The sequence below is a fragment of the Ligilactobacillus salivarius genome (genome assembly GCF_035231985.1).
Lineage (GTDB): Bacteria > Bacillota > Bacilli > Lactobacillales > Lactobacillaceae > Ligilactobacillus > Ligilactobacillus salivarius.
The window spans coordinates 977,147-996,649 of the sequence record NZ_CP117983.1; the positions used below are offsets into that span (position 1 = coordinate 977,147).

19 protein-coding genes, 1 tRNA gene, 1 pseudogene and 1 riboswitch are annotated in these 19,503 nt (G+C 34.3%); of the genes and pseudogenes, 4 read left to right on the forward strand and 17 right to left on the reverse strand.

Annotated features, from left to right (window positions below; all coding sequences use genetic code 11):
- Window positions 1-131: 131 nt before the first annotated feature.
- From PTA89_RS04890 to PTA89_RS04915, 6 genes and pseudogenes are all read right to left on the reverse strand, one after another.
- The gene (locus PTA89_RS04890) at window positions 132-1,019 is read right to left on the reverse strand and encodes an alpha/beta hydrolase (protein WP_034998033.1); all 888 of its coding nucleotides are present in this window, start codon (window positions 1,017-1,019) and stop codon (window positions 132-134) included.
- Window positions 1,020-2,369 carry a PTS transporter subunit EIIC gene (locus PTA89_RS04895; protein ID WP_324177009.1) on the reverse strand — a complete coding sequence of 450 codons (1,350 nt, stop codon included), beginning with the start codon at window positions 2,367-2,369 and terminating at the stop codon, window positions 1,020-1,022.
- A 135-nt stretch (window positions 2,370-2,504) separates the two neighbouring features.
- Entirely contained in the window at window positions 2,505-2,708 is a 204-nt protein-coding gene (locus tag PTA89_RS04900) for a hypothetical protein (protein WP_069469247.1), read from the reverse strand.
- Window positions 2,708-3,322: pseudogene (locus PTA89_RS04905) on the reverse strand (NUDIX hydrolase N-terminal domain-containing protein). Before PTA89_RS04905 ends, PTA89_RS04900 begins: the two are co-directional and overlap by 1 nt.
- A 176-nt stretch (window positions 3,323-3,498) precedes the next feature.
- On the reverse strand, window positions 3,499-4,176 hold the full coding sequence (locus PTA89_RS04910) for a phosphatase PAP2 family protein (protein ID WP_003700286.1): 678 nt from the start codon (window positions 4,174-4,176) through the stop codon (window positions 3,499-3,501).
- A gap of 2 nt (window positions 4,177-4,178) precedes the next feature.
- Complete coding sequence (locus tag PTA89_RS04915) at window positions 4,179-4,811, reverse strand: sugar O-acetyltransferase (protein ID WP_253005639.1); 633 nt, start codon at window positions 4,809-4,811, stop codon at window positions 4,179-4,181.
- Window positions 4,812-5,224: 413 nt separating this feature from the next.
- Here PTA89_RS04915 and PTA89_RS04920 point away from each other — a divergent pair, with 413 nt between their 5' ends.
- Window positions 5,225-5,983: a GNAT family N-acetyltransferase gene (locus PTA89_RS04920; protein ID WP_324177010.1), complete on the forward strand. Its 759-nt coding sequence runs from the start codon at window positions 5,225-5,227 to the stop codon at window positions 5,981-5,983.
- 133 nt (window positions 5,984-6,116) lie between these two features.
- Here PTA89_RS04920 and PTA89_RS04925 read toward each other — a convergent pair.
- The 3 genes from PTA89_RS04925 to PTA89_RS04935 form a co-directional block, all read right to left on the reverse strand.
- A tRNA-Gly gene (locus PTA89_RS04925) sits at window positions 6,117-6,187 on the reverse strand.
- Between the two features lie 66 nt (window positions 6,188-6,253).
- Window positions 6,254-7,990, reverse strand: coding sequence for an adenine deaminase (gene ade, locus PTA89_RS04930; RefSeq protein WP_276469665.1), 1,737 nt, complete (start codon window positions 7,988-7,990; stop codon window positions 6,254-6,256).
- 112 nt (window positions 7,991-8,102) lie between these two features.
- Entirely contained in the window at window positions 8,103-8,654 is a 552-nt protein-coding gene (locus PTA89_RS04935) for a DUF1273 domain-containing protein (RefSeq protein WP_034998020.1), read from the reverse strand.
- Between the two features lie 475 nt (window positions 8,655-9,129).
- Between PTA89_RS04935 and nhaC the strand changes: the two genes are divergently transcribed.
- From nhaC to PTA89_RS04950, 3 genes are all read left to right on the forward strand, one after another.
- The gene (nhaC, locus tag PTA89_RS04940; protein WP_003707699.1) at window positions 9,130-10,515 is read left to right on the forward strand and encodes a Na+/H+ antiporter NhaC; all 1,386 of its coding nucleotides are present in this window, start codon (window positions 9,130-9,132) and stop codon (window positions 10,513-10,515) included.
- A 167-nt stretch (window positions 10,516-10,682) separates the two neighbouring features.
- Window positions 10,683-11,324: a Holliday junction resolvase RecU gene (gene recU, locus PTA89_RS04945; protein WP_003700298.1), complete on the forward strand. Its 642-nt coding sequence runs from the start codon at window positions 10,683-10,685 to the stop codon at window positions 11,322-11,324.
- A gap of 29 nt (window positions 11,325-11,353) precedes the next feature.
- Window positions 11,354-13,672, forward strand: a complete 2,319-nt coding sequence (locus PTA89_RS04950) for a transglycosylase domain-containing protein (protein WP_324177011.1) — start codon at window positions 11,354-11,356, stop codon at window positions 13,670-13,672.
- A gap of 55 nt (window positions 13,673-13,727) precedes the next feature.
- Here the strand turns inward: PTA89_RS04950 and xerD are convergent, their stop codons facing one another.
- The 8 genes from xerD to PTA89_RS04990 form a co-directional block, all read right to left on the reverse strand.
- Entirely contained in the window at window positions 13,728-14,600 is an 873-nt protein-coding gene (gene xerD, locus PTA89_RS04955; RefSeq protein ID WP_081540787.1) for a site-specific tyrosine recombinase XerD, read from the reverse strand.
- 27 nt (window positions 14,601-14,627) lie between these two features.
- Window positions 14,628-15,494, reverse strand: a complete 867-nt coding sequence (locus tag PTA89_RS04960) for a CvfB family protein (RefSeq protein ID WP_324177012.1) — start codon at window positions 15,492-15,494, stop codon at window positions 14,628-14,630.
- Between the two features lie 14 nt (window positions 15,495-15,508).
- Window positions 15,509-15,970, reverse strand: coding sequence for a DUF441 domain-containing protein (locus PTA89_RS04965; RefSeq protein ID WP_003701769.1), 462 nt, complete (start codon window positions 15,968-15,970; stop codon window positions 15,509-15,511).
- 126 nt (window positions 15,971-16,096) lie between these two features.
- Window positions 16,097-16,693, reverse strand: a complete 597-nt coding sequence (locus PTA89_RS04970) for an ECF transporter S component (protein WP_069469241.1) — start codon at window positions 16,691-16,693, stop codon at window positions 16,097-16,099.
- A gap of 110 nt (window positions 16,694-16,803) precedes the next feature.
- A riboswitch (FMN riboswitch) is annotated at window positions 16,804-16,930 on the reverse strand.
- 66 nt (window positions 16,931-16,996) lie between these two features.
- A complete protein-coding gene (locus PTA89_RS04975; RefSeq protein WP_003700309.1) occupies window positions 16,997-17,725 on the reverse strand; it encodes a pseudouridine synthase in 729 nt (242 codons plus the stop codon).
- Window positions 17,725-18,315 carry an SMC-Scp complex subunit ScpB gene (scpB, locus tag PTA89_RS04980; protein WP_003700312.1) on the reverse strand — a complete coding sequence of 197 codons (591 nt, stop codon included), beginning with the start codon at window positions 18,313-18,315 and terminating at the stop codon, window positions 17,725-17,727. Before scpB ends, PTA89_RS04975 begins: the two co-directional genes overlap by 1 nt.
- On the reverse strand, window positions 18,305-19,090 hold the full coding sequence (locus tag PTA89_RS04985) for a segregation and condensation protein A (protein WP_044004912.1): 786 nt from the start codon (window positions 19,088-19,090) through the stop codon (window positions 18,305-18,307). The genes scpB and PTA89_RS04985 overlap by 11 nt, the downstream gene beginning before the upstream one ends.
- Complete coding sequence (locus PTA89_RS04990; RefSeq protein WP_003700315.1) at window positions 19,074-19,439, reverse strand: reductase; 366 nt, start codon at window positions 19,437-19,439, stop codon at window positions 19,074-19,076. The genes PTA89_RS04985 and PTA89_RS04990 overlap by 17 nt, the downstream gene beginning before the upstream one ends.
- Window positions 19,440-19,503 lie beyond the last annotated feature (64 nt).

Here is a 19,503-nt window from a genome sequence, read left to right on the forward strand (position 1 = left end):
TTTTACTATGCATTATTTAAATTTTATTTTTGCTCGTTGTAATCTAACTTGTCTTTATTTTTCAAAATCATTTAAAAAGTTATTATTTCTAAAAAAAGATAGTTATACCAGTTTTTAACCGGCATAACTATCTATTTTTTATCTTGCTTTTGTAAATTATCTTGTGGATTCTTTCCTTTTTGGTTCATTCCTTGATTCTGATTATCGAGAATGTAACGTTCAATTAAGCTTACAACTTCATCATTTTGAGGTAAGTCTGAATGTTCTGCATCTTCCCCTGTAACAGTTATTTCAGTGAAATGCTTTACTTGTTTTTGATAAATATATTTACCAGCTGAAACACTACTTTCTGGTACTAGTCTATCAGAATCATAGGTTTCAGTCCCTGCCACCGAATAAACAGTAAGATTGGTTGGAATACTTTCTCTATTCGCAATAAAGTCTGCCAACATTTCTGTTTTATTAGAAATAGACGTTTCATCAAAATTATACGGTGTACCAATTGTCATTAGTCGTTTAATCTCAACTTGACTATACTCATTGAAATACTGTTCTAAGAAGTCAGTATATATTAATCCACCATTAGAATGACCAATTCCTTTAAAATTATTAAATTTATAACGAGTTTGCAATGCTGCGAATGCTTGATTAAACATGCGTGCTTGTTTCTTTATATTGCTATAACCATCTTTATTATTTTCAAATCCCACTACAATAATTGGTTCATTGTCATTAGCCTTAATTTTACCCTTATAGGTAATTTTTCCATTATTCCAAACTTTAACCTTCAACAAGCTATGTTTATTTCTAGTATGTTGATTGAGTTTTGTTACCAAAGTATCAAATCTATTCTCTGTGGCTGAACTTCCTGGAATCATAATTACCGGCGAAAGCTTAGAATTGTAGAAAGCATTTAATTCTTTGATATTACTCTTAGTCCAAAAATAAGAAGGAATTGCGAGTAGAATGATAAAAATTAAGGTCACAAATAAGATAATTCTTGTTCGTTTTTTAGTCATTTACTCGCCCTCCTTTTCTTCTTGCAAGTAAATATATTGCATTTTCAACCATATTTGTTCGTTCAGTTTAACAAAAGGAATATAGACTATAATGTCGATAAAAAAGACAATAACTCCAATTATTAGAGCTACAAAATTTCCTCCCGTACCGATAAAAGCTACTAAAGGTCCAGGTGTCCCCATTGGTACTGGATAAACAACTGGTGGCATAATATGTGCAATAATGGCTAGAGCTGCAATTACTATATTCAATATCGGAGTAAGAATAAACGGTATTAAATATAAAGGATTAAACATCACTGGGAGTCCTATCATGACAGAAGTCCCACTATTAAATAGTGTTGGTATTAGGCCAGACACACCAACGCGACGATAGCTTCCTGCTCCAGAAACAATTAAGATCGCTACAATCAGAGCTAAAATCGAGCCAATTCCACCAAAAGCCCCAAAACTGTGGTAGAGCGAATATTCTGAGAATGGATGTGGTACACCCCAAACAGAGTGATATTTCAATGCATAATTAAGATTTTCAACAGAGGTATTATCATCTACAAATGAACGATATTGATAAGGTCCACTAAATCCTAACCAGGCAAAAATTGTTGTGACAAAAGTTCCAAATAGCGTCATTGAAAAATTGCTATGTTTAAGGGAGATGCTTGTTACATAATCAGCGATTGCATCGTATACACCATATCTAAAGAATAGATACAATAATCCATTAATGACAATTGCTACTAGAAATGAAAGAATAATTGCTAAAAGTGAATTAAATGCTTTCTCTAACACATTTGGCGAATGACTTTTAGCCTTTTTTAAATCAATGCCTCCAAACTTTCGAAAAATTTGTCCTGTTATGTAACCAACCAATAGGCCTAAAAGGATTCCGTTTGCCCCTAACATCATCGCATCTACTGGTAAATTAATAATACCGTCCCCATTTTCAGAAACATTTACCATACATACGAATAAATAAGAGATCAAACCTGTAATACCTGCTACTTGCTGATCTTCCCGATAAAATTCAGCCGTATACTTGGCACAATAGTATGCCGCTAGCAAAGCTAAAATACCAATTGTAAAGGTCGCAAAGTTATTGAATAATAGCTTTACTAAACGGAAATCCGGAAACCATTTGGGCATCGCAAGGATACTGTTAATAAACCCTTTGTCTGATAAAAATGAAATTGAAACAACTCTGGCGATGCTTCCTAAAAGAGCAAACGGAAACAAGGATAGTAAGGTTCGTTGCACTGCTCTTACAATGACACGCCGCCGAAGCCAGACTAACTTGTTAACCCATTTATTTTGGATTGCCAAAATGTCATACATTAAACCACCTACATTCATCTCTTTATGTTAAGTCTAATTATAGTTATTCGTTGGGTAATTGCAATCTAAAAAATGACAACAATAAAATAACCGTCAAAAAGACGGCCGATAATACTTAAGATTGTACGGAAATTACTATAATATGTGTATAAGCTAATTTATAATTTTAATTTGCTTTATTTCACTTTCTGATATTGCTAGACCTGTTTCAAAACCAGGATCAGGCACTTCTACATCTAGCCACCATTGATTATCGTCTGAATCAGCAGGAGACTCAATCCCTGCTACATAACCTATCCATTTTCTATCATCAATGTCGACTATTTCAACGTCTCTTCCCCAAAATTTATTAAACATTAATCAAACTCCACTTCCCAATTTGGATCATTATAAGCACGAAAACACATTTTTACCTGTTCTTCATTATTCTTGGCAAGAGCGAGAGTAGGAATTTAATCTTCAGCAAAGTATTCAAAACCTGTCGTTTCGATATTCTTTACAAATTCTCCACCATGAACTCGGCACAAAACGAAAATCTTGCAGACACCATATACATATTCAGGAACATTATGCTTATTTCTGTCATGTATAGCGATTATTTTCTCTGCAGTTGCCTCTAATCCTGTTTCTTCACGAATTTCTTTTATCGTATTTTCCTTTATTGATAGATTAAATTCAACCCAACCACCAGGTAAAGACCAAGTACCATCGCTCTCATGTACAAGTAATATCTTGTTATCTTTAAAAATAGCCGCTCTTGTATCCACTTTAGGCGTTTGATAACCAGTTTCACCACAAAACAAATCAGTCACTTTTTCCAATGAAAGTCCAGTTTTGGCTGCCATCATTTCAGCAGTGATTTCTCTAATACGTTGATAACGTTCACGATCATAAACATCTTTACCATAAGTTAAACCAGCTTGTGCGATACTTTGTAATTCTGCAATCCAATTTACTAACTTATCATCCATATAATAAACCCCTTTCATAATTGTTTACTATTATTCAATAAAATATTACTTCCTACTATTATTTTACCATACAAGCAATTCTAAAAATTATTATGCAAATATTAAGGCCAAAATAAAAAGGATCCCAAGAAAAATTCTTTCTTAGAATCCTTAAAAATATACCCTGAATTAAATTTCTAATTTCTCATAAAAATCTTGGGATATAACGCCATATTCAACCATAACCAAGCAAGTGAGAAACTTACACCACCTAGGACATCGCCAAAGTGATGAGCTGCAAAGTATAGTCTAGAGAATAAGATTAATACCCACAATAAGACTAACAACCAACCAACAATTCTACGAACATTTTCCTTCTTGATTAAGGGAAGAACAACGAAGATGATTGCCCAAATCAATAAAGTACTTGCTAGAGAATGTCCACTTGGGAATGAATATCCATCATCAATTGGAAGATGATGAAGTGGACGTGGACGCTTGATCAAAGCTTTTAATACTAATCCTATGATGCCACCACTTGCCACAACATACATCAACCAAATGCCTATTTTAATTTGACGTCTTAAAATCAATACAATTCCCACTACAATTGTGATTGCAATAATTGGCTTAGTATCAAAATAAGATGCCACAAATGTCATGATATCGTTTAATAATCCACCACTATAATCCATTTTGGGTAAACCAAACATAGATTGGAAAGTAGCGGTAATATTATCTTCAAAATTAACAAATACCTTTACATTAAATATCACTAGTAATAATGTTAATAAGAAGACTGCTCCACTAATCCCAAAAGCATCGCCATACCAACGACGCACAGGAAAATCTGAGCTATTTTTTCTTGTATTCAAAATTATCTCTCCTCGAATTCTTTTTTCTTTCTATAATATGTATCTTTCATTCGTTCCCACTTTGCCTTATCGTCTTCCCCTATTTCACGAATAACTCTAGCTGGATTGCCACCAACAATTACATTGTCAGGTACATCTTTTGTAACTACCGCGCCAGCAGCAACAATTGAATTTTTACCGATTGTTACTCCTGGTAGAATTACAACATTTCCACCTATCCAGACATTATCTTTTACAGTAATTGGTAATCCAAATTCTAACGCTTCATTTCTGATTTCTGCATCAGTTGGATGACCAGCTGTGTAGAAACTCACTCTTGGTCCAACCATAACATTGTCACCAATTGTAATTTTATTAACATCAAGAAAAATACAATCCAGATTACAATAAAAGTTGCTGCCCACAGTGATATGTTTCCCATAATCAACATATACAGGTGGTGTTATCCAGTAATTATCATCTTTGTGTGCTACAATTTTTCCTACTAAACGCTTGATTTTCTCCCTTTCATTGCGATCAGTTTGATTAATTTGCCTTGTAATTTCACGTCCTTCGCGAGGATCACATACTTCAGCAACATCACGAGCTATGTAAAGTTCTCCAGCCAACATTTGTAAATAATCAAAGTTTTCCAAAAGCAGCACCTCTCAAAATAATTTAACATAAGCAAAAAGGCGAGCCAGATCGCTAGTCAACCTGACCCATTTTCAAAGTATTAACGATCATTATCTGCAATACTTTAAATTATTGCTCAGGCATAATTATACTATTAAAGTTGTGTATATTAAAGGTTTCAATTAATTCTTTAAAAGTTTATGCACACTTAAAGTATAATATCAAATTATTTTGTAATGGTCAAACTCATTAAGTAGTCAATAAATGAGTACGTTATAATAATTGTACAATAACAGTTTCTACTATAAAAAATGATGCAATGTTGATTTATAAACAAAACAATCTGATAATCTATTATAATAGAGAATTTTGCAATCAAAATAATAAGTTTTAAATTACAGACACAGAAAGATTCAGAAAGGATACAAAAATTATGAATGAACAAACTATGCAAAAGGTTCACTCACTATTTACTGGATGGGATCAAACAATAATTTGGTCATGTTTAGATGGGACTATGGGACAAATTATTGTTGATAATGATTCTAATCCTCAATCAGCATTAGCAATACTAGGCATCAATTCAGCATTTGCTTTTTTTGCTGGAAAACCTGATTTGAACCTTATTACTACTGCCGTTAACGCTTGTTCTGATTTAATTATGGTACCCCAAAATACAGAATGGGCTAACATGATTGAGAGATATTGTAGTGATCAAGTCAGAAAATTTACGCGTTATGCAACCCTCAAGGATACTAATTTTGATACACCCAAACTCCAATTAAACATTGAAAAACTATCACCAGAATTTCAAATTCACTCAATTGATGCTAGTTTATATGATCAATGTTTACAAAAAGAATGGTCAACTGACTTGGTAGGAAATTATAGTAACTATGATGAGTTTAAAAAATTGGGACTTGGTTATGTAATTGTTAATGACCAAAGTATCGTTGCAGGAGCTAGTTCTTTTTCATCATATCAAAATGGAATTGAAATTGAAGTTGCCACACATCCAGATTTTCAAAGACGAGGATTAGCAACAATTGTTTGTTCTCAATTAATAATAACTTGCCTTGACCAAGGCCTATATCCAAGCTGGGATGCTCATACTAAAATATCTTTGCGTTTAGCACAAAAACTAGGATACCAATTTGCTTATAAATACTTAGCCTATGAAATAGAAGAATAGTATCTCTTGTTAATAAAGATTATTTTTAAGTAGTCATACTATATAGTAGAGCTACTTTTTTGTTTATACTAAAATTACTGATAATAAAAAAATAGCCAGTAAGAAAACCTTACTGACTATACTCACATATATAAGCGGGTGACGAGAATCGAACTCGCGACAACAGCTTGGAAGGCTGTGGTTTTACCACTAAACTACACCCGCATCAACAAAAACCATTATAGCATACGTTTTTGTTGATTGAAAGATATATTTTAAAATAATTTGATTTTAGTCTAACTCATTGCTGACAAAAGCATTCTTTTCAACATCAACTAACCCTTTATCTGTAATTTTTAGCTTTGGAATTACTGCTAATGGCATGAAACTCAAAGTCATTACTGGGTTAACATTATCTGGTACACCTAATTCTTCATGAACAGCTTCATCAAGTGCATCTTGTTGCGCAATCATTTTCTCAGCTGGTAAATTGCACATCAATCCTGCAATCTTCAATTCCATACGTGAAATAACTTTTTCATCTTTAACTACGACTGCTCCACCTTCTTGCTTGATAAGTTCGTTAACAGCCATGAAGATGTCATCATCATTAGTTCCAGTAGCAATAATATTATGTGAATCATGTCCAATAGAAATTGCGATCGCTCCAGCTTTAATACCATATCCACTTAATAGGTTCACATTTACATTTCCAGTATTATGGTGACGTTCAACAACGACAATCTTTGTGACATCTTCATGATCATTATATACAAAGTTACCATCGCCATCACGTTTTACTGTCACATGCTCTTCAGTTGTCAAAACTTCACCTGGTACTACTCCGATTGCACGAACTTTGTCACTATTTAAATGTAGTTGAAGCTTTTCGCGTGTAAAATCCTTAACATGCATAGAAGATTCAACACTATCAATTGGATAGTAGTTAACTTCACCTAAATATTCATTTCCTTGGCTTAACTTTTCACCTAAAATATAAGTTTCTTCAACAGCAAAGTCTTCTAAACTTTCAAAAACGACCATATCTGCACGACGACCTGGTGCAATTGCTCCTCTATCATTCAAGCCACAGTATTCAGCTGGATTTAATGTAGCCATTTGAATAGCAGTAATTGGATTCAAGCCTTCATCAATACATATTCTAATATTATTATCTAAGTGTCCTTTATTAATTGCTGTTTTTGCCTGTACATCATCGCCAGATAACAAGCAACGACGTGAATTAGCAGTATTAACAATTGGCAATAGCTTACGTAAATCTTGTGTAACTGAACCTTCACGTAATAAAAGATACATTCCACGTGCTAAACGTTCTTCAGCTTCCTCTAAAGTCGAACATTCATGATCGTTAGCTGGACCAGCAGCAATATATGCATTTAAGTCTTTTCCTACTACTTGAGGAGCATGCCCGTCAATTCGAGCACCATACTTTTTAGCCATAAGAATTTCATCAATCATCTTATCGTCAGCGTTAATAACTCCTGGAAAATTCATTAGTTCTGCTAAGCCATCAACTTCACCTGTCTTTAATGCATCTTCCATATCATCAGCATATAAATCTGCACCTGAAGTTTCAAAATTAGTTGCTGGAACACATGGTGGCATCATGTAGCGAATATCCATCTTTGCGTTCTTTGCAGCATTTACCATATAATCTAGACCTTTTAATCCAGCAACATTTACGATTTCATGAGGATCAGCCAAGATGGTTGTCGTTCCTCTTGGAATAAAAACTCGACTAAATTCTTCTGGAGAAACATAGGATGACTCGATATGAATATGAGCTTCAATGAAACCTGGTGCAACATACTTGCCAGTGTAATTACGTTCTTCTACACCTTGATAACTTCCACCAATTCCAGCGATGTAACCGTCAGAAATAGCAATATCTCCTATTAAAATTTTAGCTTGAAAAACATCTACAATCTTTGCGTTCTTTAAAACTAAATCAGCTTTTTTACGCCCTGCAGCGACATCTATCAATTTAATAAGTTTTTGCTTTTCCAAAATTTATAACACCCATTTCTATAATTCGTATTTTAACTGTATATCCTCTTAAAATATTATTATTTGAGATTATACTACACAAAAACCGAACTAACAAGGGCGATTTTCGTTTTTAAAAACTATGCTTTTCTTGATACATTTCCGCAAATTCTTGGAGCTGATACATATCTACTAAATCGTATGGATAATCTTCTTGTTCGCCATACTTCTTTATCATTTCATAGTCGTACTTTGTCTTACCTTCATGTTCAGGATCATAGATTAACATCGCCTGATCCGTATGATCTAACATAAAGTTTTGATAATTTTTAAGTTGCATCGGACTCTTATATTTTTCCTTACTAACTTCTCCTACAAAATCTGCCAGTGAACAACGTATTGAAAAACTTTCCTGATTAGCTTCATTCCAATTTCCAGCAAATTCACTGTAAGGCATCATGATAGCTAACTTAAGCTCCGGATATTCTTTTTTCATTTCTGCTACTACTTCGCAAGTCCACTGTTCAATTCCCATTTGTGCTCCAGTGATAACCCATTCTAAACCCTCATCAATTTTTTCAAGGATCTTCTTTTGTAATGCATATTTGATCACTTCTACCTTTTTATCTTTTGAATTGAAAACTCCCAACTCATAACTCCGATAACCTGTTACCCATAAATTCATATTTTCACCTCACAATTAATTATTTTACCAGTTCAAATATACTCTACAATATGGTTATTTACATTAATTGACTGGTAGTTAGTTTTAAATAATTTTGGATTTTAGCAAATAAATGTGTTGACAAATGTTTTTGCATGCATTAACCTAAGTTATAAATTAAAGATCTCTAATAATTCTAATGGAACCCAGTAGTTAGATACTCCCCGGCTAAGAGAGTTAACGGTAGCTGCAAGTTAAACCATAGTATTCTAATGAATTACAACCATCAAAATTAGAATTGCGTTTGCTTACGATACAGCAATTGAGGTGCAAGTTATTGCATAAATACTGGGTGGTACCACGAGAATTTCGTCCCACGGCTGATTAGTCAGTCGTGGGGCTTTTTGTTTAAAAGGAGTGATGATGTATGGATTATTATTATCAATATTTTTTCAGTGACGATTAATATTTTATTATAAGAAATGGAGAAATTATTATGAAGAAATTAATTAAGAAAAGTGAACCTATTTTAGGCTTAGGGGAAAGTATTATTGTTTTAGCTATTATTCTAGGAATTTTAGGTTTCCTAATTATTGGACAACATCAAGAACCACAAGCACCATTATTAATCGCTTTTGTTGTTTTAATGGTTTACGGTCGCTTACGTGGATTCACTTGGGACACGATCATTGACGGTATGCGTACTGGTTTACGTGCTGGGGTTGATCCACTTGTAATTTTCTTAACAATTGGTGTTTTAATTGCTACTTGGATTTTCTCAGGAACCATTCCTACTGTTATGTTTTGGGGATTTAAAATTATTTCTATTCAATTTTTCCTCCCTACTGTCTTCTTAGTTTGTACCTTGGTCGGAATTGCTTGTGGTAGTTCATTTACCAGTGTTTCTACTATGGGAATTGCCTTTATCGGTATTGGTACAACTTTACATTTTAGTCCTGGCCTAACAGCTGGTGCAATTGTTTCTGGAGCATTCTGTGGTTCTAACATTTCACCATTGTCTGGAACAACCAACTTAGCTGCTAGCACCGGAGAAATTGACATCTACACTCATATCAAGTCACTTCTTTGGACTGATTTACCAGCTTGGTTTATCTCATTAATATTCTTCACACTTATGGGATTACATCCAAAACCAGCTAGTTTACACACTATCAATGTTATGCTTGATCAATTACAAAATAACTTCTGGATTTCACCATGGACCATGTTACCTGTTATCTTGTTGATCATCCTAGCTATCTTTAAAGTTCCTGCAATTCCTTCATTAGGACTAGGTGCTTTATCTGCGGTTATTCTAGGCTGGATTCATAATCCAAATATCTCCATTAATTCTATTACTGAATTGATCATGAATGGATTCGTTGCTCATACACCTAACAAAAATATCAACCTTCTTCTTTCAAAAGGTGGAATTAGTAGTATGCTTACTTCACTTGCATTAATTATTTTTGCCCTAGCTTTGGGTGGACTTTTAATCAAATTCAACATTATCGGTGTGATCATCACTAAGATTGAAGAATCTGTCAAAGGTATCGTTGGTTTAACTATTTCTGCTGCTTTAACTTGTATCGGTGTTAACCTTTTAGTTGGTGAACATTACCTTGCAATTATTTTACCAGGTGAATCCTTCAAAGAAGCTTTTGATCACCACAATTTACCTAGAACAGCTCTTACTCGTGTCCTCAATGATGCCGGTGCTGCAATTAATGCTGTCGTTCCTTGGAGTGTTAGTGGTGTATTTATCGCCGGCACCCTACGCGTTAATCCACTAGACTTTATTCCATTTGCAATCTTCCCATTCTTAGTTACGGTTCTTTGCATCTTAGCGGGATTTGTAAATGTTATAAAGAAAAAAGCTTAATAAATATTATTCATGAGATAGGTCTTATAATGGGCCTATCTTTTTTACATTTATAGTAATAAATATCCCTCTATGTTAAACGTTTGTTACAACTAAGTTACACATAATTATTTTGCTAATACATGGCGGGCTTGGTATAATTAGTTGGATAGGAGCGTGATGAATTAATGGTTTTCCATTATCCGAATGGTCGTGCTTACGACTATCATAAAAATGAAAATCATCCTAGTTTAGTTAATAAGGTAAATCATCGCAGCATCAATCACAATCGTTCTAAGACAATTTATGGAAATCGTGGAATGTCACTTGAAGAAGAAATCAATGAAAGTAATCAATATTATTTGAGTCAAGGGATTGCTGTCATTCATAAGAAACCGATACCAATCCAAATAGTTAGTGTTGATTATCCTAAGAGAAGCGCCGCTGTTATTAAAGAAGCCTACTTTAAGCAAGCTTCGACAACAGACTACAACGGTGTTTATAAGGGTAAATATCTCGACTTTGAAGCTAAAGAAACAACTAATATTTCCTCTTTTCCTTTACGCAACTTTCATGCACATCAGGTTGAACACATGAGAGCCTGCCAGAAGCAAGGAGGAATTTGTTTTACTATTGTTAAGTTTACTAAGACTGACGAGTTATTTATTTTACCTGCTGATTTACTTTTTAAGTACTGGGATGAACAAGATAAGTCACGTAAATCAATTCCTAAAGCAGAAATTGAACAGCTTGGATATAAATTGAATTACTCAATTTCTCCAAGAATTCCCTTCTTGAAGGGGGTAGACTTATTAATTGCTAATTCATAATTCATTAAACTTTATTAAAGGAGATAAAAATGGATAGTAATGAAAATTCTAGACTTTCTCGTGTGGCAAAACGTCGCGAAGAAGAAAGTCGAAATAACCCTCGCAAGCCTAATAAAAATAGTGGCTTAGTCAAAAAGATTATTTTAGGCGCTTTAACAGCACTTTTGGCACTTTTTGTTATTGGAGCTACGGTATTTTTCGTTTATGCTAAAAATGCCCCTGAGCTTTCAGAAAACAAACTTACAAGTGCCGGTAATTCCGTTATCTACGACGCTAATGGTGATAAGATAACTTCACTTGGAAATGAGAATCGTACTTACATAAAGACGGAAGACATTCCTCAACAATTGAAGGATGCTGTTGTTTCCATTGAAGATAGACGTTTCTATAAGCATCACGGTGTTGATCCTGTTCGTATCGTGTCTGCTGCCCTTTCAAACGTCACTGGTTCTTCCGCCGGTCTACAAGGTGGTAGTACTTTAGATCAACAGTTAATCAAGCTTTCTTTCTTCTCAACTAAGAAGTCAGATCAAACGCTCAAGCGTAAGTCACAAGAAGCTTGGTTAGCGATGCAATTGGACAAAGAATATTCCAAGGAACAAATTTTGACTTTCTACATTAACAAAGTTTTCATGGGATATGGCACTTATGGTATGGAAACTGCAGCCAAGTATTATTATGGTAAATCATTAAAGAATCTTGATTTAGCACAAACTGCAATGATTGCAGGTATTCCTAACGCTCCTTCTACTTACAATCCATATTCGAGTCCTAAATTAGCTACTCAACGTCGTAATGATGTTTTAGATGCAATGGTAGCTAATAAAAAGATCTCACAAGCTCAAGCTAATGAAGCTAAGCAAGAGGATGTAACAGATGGTCTTGTCCAAACACATGAACAAGAAAGCACAACTTCACAAAAAGCAAAAATTTCTGACTCCTATCTAAAAGAAGTAATTGCTGAAGCTAAGGAAAAAGGCTATGATCCTTATTCTGGAAACTTAAAGATTTACACCAATTTAGATATGGATGCACAAAAGAAACTTTATAACATCGTTAATACTGACTACTATGTAGACTTCCCTAACGATACTATGCAAGTTGCGACAACAGTTGTTGATCCTAATAATGGTAAAGTTATTGCTCAGATTGGTGGACGTAAGACTGGCGATGTAACTTATGGTTTAAACCGTGCTGTTCAAACTGACCGCTCTAGTGGTTCGACAGCTAAGCCTGTTATGGATTACGCACCAGCAATTGAATATCTAGATTGGGCTACTTACCACGCTTTGAAGGATACCAAGTTCTACTATCCTGGAACATCAACTCAATTATATGACTTTGATAATCGCTACAAAGGTACAATTACCATGCGTCAAGCTTTGATTGAATCTCGAAACGTTCCTGCGATTAGAGCTCTACAAGCAGTTGGTATGACTAAAGCTAAGTCATTCTTGAGTAATCTTGGTTATGATACTAAAGGCTTGTCCTTACAAAATGGTATTGGACTTCCAGCATCAACATTACAAAATGCGGCTGCTTATGCTGCTTTTGCTAACGGTGGTACTTACTATGAACCAACTTATATTGATAAGATTGAAACTGCAGACGGTCAAGTAAATGACTACTCTAGCTCTGGTAAACGTGTAATGCAATCCTCAACTGCTTACATGATTACTGATATGTTGAAACAAGTTATCACTTCTTCTAATGGTTCTGGTACTGCAGCTAATATTTCTGGTTTATACCAAGCTGGTAAAACTGGTACAACTGCTTATCCATCTGATGTCAGTGGTCAATTCCCATCTGATGCAGCAATGGATTCTTGGTTTGATGGATATACTAAACATTATTCCATTTCTGTCTGGGTTGGATATGATCACCAGTATGAACCTGGTAATTATGTTCCGAATAACTCCAAGCTGGCACAACAGATTTATAAAGTGTTGATGACTTACCTATCCCAAGGAGTTTCAAATACCGACTGGACTAAACCAAGTAATGTTTACTCTAGAACAATTAATGGCCAACGTGAACTTTACCTAGCTGGTTCAGCTGCTCCTACAATCACTGGTAAAGGAAGTTCTTCAGGAATCAATGAATCTTCATCTAGTTCCTCAAGTTCTTCTAGTGATAAAGAATCTTCTGGCAGCACTTCTTCTAGCGATGAAAAGTCTTCTGGTAGTGATTCTAACAGTAATGCTAGCGAAAGCAGTACTTCTACTGCAAGCAGTACATCAGCTAACAGTAGTGCAACAACTACTACAGGTGGTAACAACAATACACAAAACAACAACACTCCAGCAACACCAGCTGGAAATAATGGCGGTAACCAAGCCGGACATTAGTTAATAATAAAAACAGGATTTGAAATCTGATTTTCCAGTTTCAAATCCTGTTTTTTTATGCTCTAGGATGAGCACGATTATAAATATCCGTCAATTGCTTATTTGAAAGATGCGTATAAATCTGTGTTGTTGAAATATCTGCATGCCCTAATAACTCTTGAACAATTCTTAAATCTGCCCCATTTTCTAAAATATGGGTCGCAAATGAATGACGCAAGGTATGTGGTGTTATATTTTTTTGAATTCCAGCTTTTCTTACTTCTGCCTTCAAATTTTTCCATACACCCTGACGCGTTAAGTTATTCCCATGAAAGTTCAAAAACAAGTAATTACTACGCTTTTGCTTCAATAATTTAGGACGTGCTTCTTCTAAATAACGATTTATCCATTTAATTGCTTCATCGCCTACCGGAACGATACGTTCTTTATGTCCTTTCCCTAATGTTTGCAAAGTTCCTATTGTTAAGTGTAGATCTTCGAGCTTCAAATTAATAATTTCACTGATACGCAAACCAGTAGCATACATCAATTCTAACATCGCCCTGTCTCTTAAACCTAATACCTGTCCAGTATTAGGCGAATGCAATAGTTTTTCAACTTCTTCTTTGGTTAATACTTGGGGCAAATGTTGTTTCTTCTTTGGTGTATCAATTAACAACATTGGGTCTTTTTCAATAATTTTTTCTTGCGCTAAATACTGAAAAAACTTTCTTAAACTGCTAACACTACGTAAAATACTGGAATTAGCTTTATTGTTATTCTTCTCAGCTTGCATATAGTTGACGATAACCTCTTTATTCACTTGCTTAAAAGATGGAATTTCATTTTCCCTTAAATACTCTAAAAACAATTTGAGATCAATTCCATAACTATTAATCGTATTCTCTGATAAGCCACGCTCAACTTTTAAATAATGCAAATAGTCCATTAAAATATTATTAATCGCTACTCACCTCTAATTTTCATTTAAAATCAAAAATCCGTCTGCTTGTTTAACTAGACCTGCTTTCATTAAATGACCAACTGCACGTTTAAATTGACCTTTACTAATACCGAAGTAGGCCTTGATTTCGTCTGGCGATGATTTGTCTGTAAATGGTAATTGCTTAGCCGATGTGTGTTGTAAGGCCATCAATATCATTTGTGAATCATCGCTAATTGCTTCATATGCTCGTGGACGTATAGATAGATTTAATGTACCATCATCTTTTACTCCAATTACACGTGCCTTAACAACTTCGCCTAAACGTGGTTCAACTTCTCGTTCAGATGGATGAATAAAGCCTAAGTAGTAGTCATCTGTTATTACAAAAGTTCCTACTAATTTCAAACGATAGACTGTAGCTGTTACATTCTTGTTTTGCATATTTTTCTTGGCCATTCCACTAATGGTTTGGAACATTTCAGGAGTAGCTAGCTTGCCCCACATCCTATCTTTAGCATCAATTGCTAGTCCAATCATCAATTTATCACCTTTTTGTGGCCATAATTGTGGTAACTCTGGTAAATCATCAATTGATACTACGATATCTTTATTAAGTAAACCTATATCAACAAATACACCTAAGTCCTTACGGCTGCTAACGACTGTTCCCCAAGCATACCTATCAACTTGAACTTTAGGAACCTTTTTAGTCAACTGTAATTGATGATTATCATTGATATAAGCAAAACCTTTCAATGATGAATTAATTTTAGGTGCTTTTAAAAGCTCATCACGTGCCATTCTAAAAGTTAAACCTTCTACTTGTGCAAAGATATATTTATCATTAAAATCTGTTACCTTCGCAATAATTTCTCTACCTAAGATATTTTTTAACATTTTTTCCTCCATAATTAGCTAAAACTCAAATTCAGCAGTGTAACTAAATAATATGTAATTCCGGCTGCAATAACTGGCCCAGCTGCTACACCCTTTAAAAATACTACTCCAATGATTGTTCCAATTACTAAAGCTACTGTTACCTGTGGAGTTGATGATAACAAGTTAACTCCATGTTTGGATAAAATTGCTACTAAAATTCCACAAACAACTGCAATCCAACCAGCTGGAGTTTTCATCGCATTAATCAAGTCTTTAAATTGAATCTGTCCAGTAGCGATAGGAATTAAAATTGCAACTGAAATGATTGTTACACCCCAGTTAATTCCTTTCGCTTGAATAACTGGATATAATTTTTGCGATAGAAATGGGAAAAGCTTGATTACCATTACTACTGCTCCTGCAATTAATAGCGAGGAATTCTTTCCCAGATACGCAATCAATAAAATTAGCCCTAGAAATATCCAACTTTCCAAAATATAATCACTCCGAATCTATTAGTACAACCTAGTTTACCATAAATATAAGTTTAATTATAGTTAAGGTCTATTTCCAAGTAAAAAAGTCGCTAGACAAATGCCTAACGACTCTACATTTATTTTCTAGATTGATTTTGTTTTTGTTTCAGCAAGAAATTCGTTTGCTTTGTTATCCAACCATACATGAATCTTTGCGTAAACTAGTACGAAGACTGTCCCAACAATTACACCTTTAATAAGATTAAATGGCAATACTCCATATAACACTAATTGACTTAAAGGTAAAGTTAATTTCATACCTAACACTGCCATGTATAATGGTGTAATCACTAACCAGTTACCTATAGATAACCAGAATGTCAATGAGATAGTTGATACAACAATCGCAATAATGTATCTCTTCAAGTCATGCTTTTCATGTAAGATATAATACATTGGCAAGCAAATTGTTAATGTAGCCAATAAATTAGTTCCAACTCCAATCAAACTTGCGATTGATGGACCGGTAATCAAAAAGTATAGAACTGATCTTAACACTGCGATTTCAATACCACCACTAACACCTAATACGAAGAATCCTAATAAAATTGGAATATCCGCAAAGTCTACTTTCATATATGGCACAATTGGAATAACTGCAAATGAAATAAACATTAGTAAATATGAAATAGCGGCGAGACATGCAATTATTGCATATCTTTTGATTGAAACATTTCTCATAGTAAAACCTCCACTTGAGGTCCCTTCACAAGTACCAGAGTAATTACAAGTAAAAAGCTCTGTTGACTAAGGAATCAACAGAGCTTTGTTATTTTATTTACTTGATAATCGCTCATCTTCTTTTATCCAGACTATACTGTCGGTACTGGAATCAAACCAGTTCAACCACTACATACAATAGCAGCTCTCGGACTTTAACCGCCGGTCGGGAATTTCACCCTGCCTCTGAAGACACCTATACTTTATATTATTTTTTTCAACACCTATATAGTATCATAAATGTAAGCGGTAATCAATCTTTTTTTACTTATTATTTATAAGTTTCAAAAGTTCACGTACTTCATTATGTGAAAGTTCACGATATTCACCTGAAGTTAAACCATCAAGTGTCAATGTACCATAAGTTGTTCGTGAAAGTTTTTGGACTTTATGTCCTACTGCATCAAACATTTTCTTAACTTGATGATAACGTCCTTCATGAATTGTTAATGAAACTATTGAAGTATTCTTTTTAGCATCGCGTGATATAATTTTAGCTCTAGCACGGCTAGTAGGTTTACCGTCTATAACTACTCCATTACGTAACTTCTTAATGCTATCAGGTGTGATTAGTCCTTCAACTTTAGCAACATAAGTCTTATCTACTTTATAACGAGGGTGCATCATTTGATTAGCAAAATCACCATCATTAGTTAAGATTAGTAATCCAGAAGTATCATAATCTAATCTTCCTACTGGATACAAACGTTCAGGAACATCTTTTAGGTAGTCTGTTACAACTTCACGTCCCTTGTTATCTTTAGCTGCTGAAATAACTCCACGTGGTTTATAAAGTAAGTAATAAACTTTTTTTTCGTCTTTCTTTAAAAGCTTACCATCTACTGAAATTGAGTCGTCACTTTCAACCTTAGTTCCCAATTCAGTTACTACAACACCATTAACCATTACACGACCTTCTTGGATTAGCTTTTCACTTGCACGACGTGAAGCTACACCAGCATTAGCCATAACTTTTTGCAATCGTTCAGCCATTATTCTTCCTCCTCATCTTCCGTTGAACCTGTCGTTTGTTCAAATAAAGTCATTAAATCCATTTCTTCATCTTCTTGTTTTTCTTCATCAAGTTCTGGAAGTTGATCTAGGCTCTCTAAACCAAAGTAATCCAAAAACTTGTCAGTTGTAACGTAAAGAATTGGTCTTCCGGGAGCATCTAAACGACCATTTTCTTTAATTAACTCTAGTAGTTGTAAACGTTGAATCATTGAACTAGATTGCACACCCCGAATTTCATCAACACCAATACGAGTAATTGGTTGTTTGTAAGCAATAATTGCCAAAGTTTCCAAGGCTGCTCCAGTTAATTCTGTAATGTTATTACTATTTAGGTATTTCTTTACCAACTCAGCTAAAGCAGGTTTGGTCACCAGCTTATATCTTTCCTCCGCATGGATAAGTTGCAAACTTGAGGATCTATCTTGCTTATACTTATCTGCTAATTTATCCAACTGCTCATGTAAAGCTGGCTTTAAAATTCCTGTAATCTGAGAAAGTTCGGTTAATGTTATCCCTTCATTTCCACTAATAAATAGCAAACTCTCAATTTTTGCTTGATTAGATAGCATCTTCCTCCGCCTTTCCTTCATATGTCATTAGAATTGGTCCATTATTTTCTTCCTGACTCGCACTTACTCTACCAACTCTTACCAACTCCAATAATGCTAGAAAAGATGTAACAACTTTTTCAACTTCAACCTCACCGTCAAAATCAAATAAATCAGTAAAATTCATCGTTCCTTTATGCATTTTGAGTGTATGTTCAATATTTTCAATTTCTTCTTTAATTGTATAACGTTCAGGAATAATTTTCCGTTTAATCTTCTTGATTTTCTTTACTTGTTTACGAGCCATCAATTTTGCGAAGGCTTTTTGTAGTAAATCAATCGTTGTTCCTTCTGAAACTTCATAGGTTACATCTTCATTAACTGCCTGTTCTCTGGAAAACAATTCCATTCGTTGTTTTTCCATTACATGAAATTTAGCCGCAACTTCTTGATAAAGTTGGTGTGAAACCAATTGTTGGACTAAATCTTCACGTGGATCGACATAATCTTCTTCAACTTGTTGTTCTTGCTCAACAGGCAATAACATTTTGCTTTTGATATTTAATAAAGTTGCAGCAATAACTAAATACTCCCCAGCAATATCTAACCTTAAATCTTGCATTTGATGAAGGTAATCTATATACTGAGAAGTTATTTCTGCAACCTGAATATCATAAATATCCATTTCATTTTGCTTGATTAAATGTAAAAGTAAATCTAAAGGACCTTCAAACTGATCCAATTTAAACGTTAAATGCTCAGCTGTTCGTGAGTTTTGCTTATTTTCCTGAGCCATTTTTCATTTCCCACTTTGTAATTAAATTAGTTGTTTCAATGTTTCCCATGATTTTCTTTTCTGAATATAAATTTTGGAGATCATCAAGAATCTTAAAACTTACGCCTTCATTTCTCACTGCTGGAGAAACCGTAATATGACGTACAATCACAATATCATCATTTTCTTCAATCCCAACAATCCCAACAAAATCATTGCTGTCGTCTTTCCATAGATAAAGATTGCGATTATCTTCGGCATCATACCATTTTAATTCTGATTGTAATCTGGATATATCTTTCAATTCAGCGATAAAGGACAACAATCCCATCGCGATTTTTTGATAATCCTTTTTATATTTATATAACATCGAAAACGAGTCCTCCTTTATCTTGAACTCTACACATGTTACTACTCTATCATATTTTTAAACA